We start from the raw sequence: 2,106 nt of genomic DNA, 5'->3' as shown, positions 1-2,106 counted from the left end.
GGGATGTGGCGCGTCGGTGATTCGGACGGCGGCTGCGGGGGCTGACGGCGTGGCGGTGCACCCCGGTTGGGGGGGCCGGCGGGACTTGACGGACGCGCCCACTCGGATGGGTCGCCGCTCGATGGTCCTCGGGTGTTCGTCATCTGCGCGATTGTTCCGCATCAGCAGGGCGACGTCGATGGTCGGTGCTAAACATGGGCGAAGCACGGGTCGGTGTGGCTGGCTGGGATGGAGGCATTGCGTGTCGAAAAGTGAGCCACCACACCGTCATTGGTGACGTGGACGCTGTCGGCGTGGATCCCGAGCGGATAGCCCTTGGTGAGCCCGGAGGTGAAGGTGTCCAGCGCCGATTGCGCGGTCTCGTGCGGCAGCGTGGCGCCCATCGCGGTCACTTTGACCACCTGCAGTGACAGCCCGCTGCCGGCGACCGACGGCTTGACCGTGACACTGCCCAGGCCCAGTGCCCCGTTGAGTTCGACGGTGCCGGCACTGGTGTCGGTGTTGACGCTGTTGATCAGGCCGCCGACGAATGGAACACCGTTCTGCAGGGTCTGCTTGATGCCGTCCGACGTCCAGGTGATGGTGGCATCCAACGCGCCGATGGTGCCCTTTGAGTCGCCGCTGCCGTGCAGGTCGACGTCGTTGATGTTGATGTCTGCCGTCATGCCTTTCGCATCCCGGATCTGGTGACCGGCGGTGCGGATCGAGATGTCGCGATAGTGGCCAGTGACATGTTGCAACAGGAACGGGGTGGGGCCAAATGACACTTTCGCCTGGTCCTGCACCACGCATTCGGTGGCCGCGGCCACGACGTTGTTGGCGCGGTTGCGGGCATACAGCTCGCCGCCGATCAGACCGGCGACGGCCAACGCCACCACGATGACCAGAACGAGAATGATCGACACCGGGTCGGCGAAGAAGCGGCGTTTGGTTTTCACGGGAGTTGTTGGGTCCTGCGACGGGGGCTGTTCGTAGGGCGAATCAGCCGGGAATTCCAGTGTCGGCGGAACAGTCTGGTGCGCCTGCTCGGCCGGTGGTTCATGCGCAGCCACCTGGGTGGTTGGCGACTCGTCCTGCGGCGCCGGCTCGGTAGGCGGACTCTGGCTGCCGGGACGAGCCCACATCGACGGGTCCTGGTGCGGCGGTCCTTGCGGATTCGTCACCTGGGCGATTCTGCCTTATCCCCATGAGCGAACGCTGAGTGGTTGCGCAGCACGGCGATCGTTTCACGGGCTTCTGTCACCCGATCGAGGGCGATATCGGTGACCAGCAATTGCGGGTCTGCTCCCGCCGAGGCCACCACATCGCCGAACGGCGAAACCACCAAGCTGCCGCCCACCCCGGTCGGTGCGGTGGAGGCCAGCGGCTCACCCGGATCGCCCTGCCCCGCGGCGGCGATGTAGCTGGTGGAGTCCAGCGCCCGGGCCCGCGCCAACAGCGTCCACTGCTCCAGCTTGCCGCGGCCGGACGCCCACGACGCGCTGACGGTGATCAGCTGGGCGCCGCGGCGCGCCAACGTGGTGAAGAGCTCGGGAAAGCGGAGGTCATAGCAGGTGCTCAGCCCTACCCCGACCCCGTCGACGGTGATCACCACCGGCTCGCGCCCCGGCGCGACAGTGTGCGACTCGGTGAAGCCGAACGCGTCGTAGAGGTGAATCTTGTCGTAGTGCGCGTTGGTACCCCCGCCAGCCGCTAGCAGCGTGTTGTAGACCCGGCCGCCGTCGGCCGGACTGAACATGCCCACGACCACGGTGATGTTCGCGTCGGCGGCGATCCGGCGCACCCCATCGGCCCACGGGCCGTCCACCGGCTCGGCGATTGGCGCCAGTGGCACGCCGAATCGACACATCGTCGCTTCCGGGAACACCACCAATCGCGCGCCGGCGTCGGCGGCCCGCCCGGCGTAGTCGCGCACCAGCTGCAGGTTGTCGGCCGGTTCGGTGCCGGACAGGATCTGCGCCACCGCAATCCGCATGACCGCCAGCCTAGGGGCGATCGCAAGCGCGGCGAAGCCGGGCGCAGCGGGTCGCCCCCGAAGCCTAGGGGCGATCGCAAGCGCGGCGAAGCCGGGCGCAGCGGGTCGCCCCCGAAGCCTAGGGGCGATCG

2 protein-coding genes are annotated in these 2,106 nt (G+C 68.0%); both read right to left on the bottom strand.

The features are described from left to right. Nucleotides 1–188: 188 nt before the first annotated feature. Nucleotides 189–1,163: an LmeA family phospholipid-binding protein gene (locus tag WB785_RS24085; RefSeq protein WP_424082502.1), complete on the bottom strand. Its 975-nt coding sequence runs from the start codon at nt 1,161–1,163 to the stop codon at nt 189–191. Then, complete coding sequence (locus WB785_RS24080) at nt 1,160–1,975, bottom strand: carbon-nitrogen hydrolase family protein (RefSeq protein ID WP_424082500.1); 816 nt, start codon at nt 1,973–1,975, stop codon at nt 1,160–1,162. The genes WB785_RS24085 and WB785_RS24080 overlap by 4 nt, the downstream gene beginning before the upstream one ends. Nucleotides 1,976–2,106 lie beyond the last annotated feature (131 nt).

The organism is Mycobacterium sp., assembly GCF_049585075.1.
Lineage (GTDB): Bacteria > Actinomycetota > Actinomycetes > Mycobacteriales > Mycobacteriaceae > Mycobacterium.
This window is presented reverse-complemented; position numbering and strand designations above follow the sequence as displayed.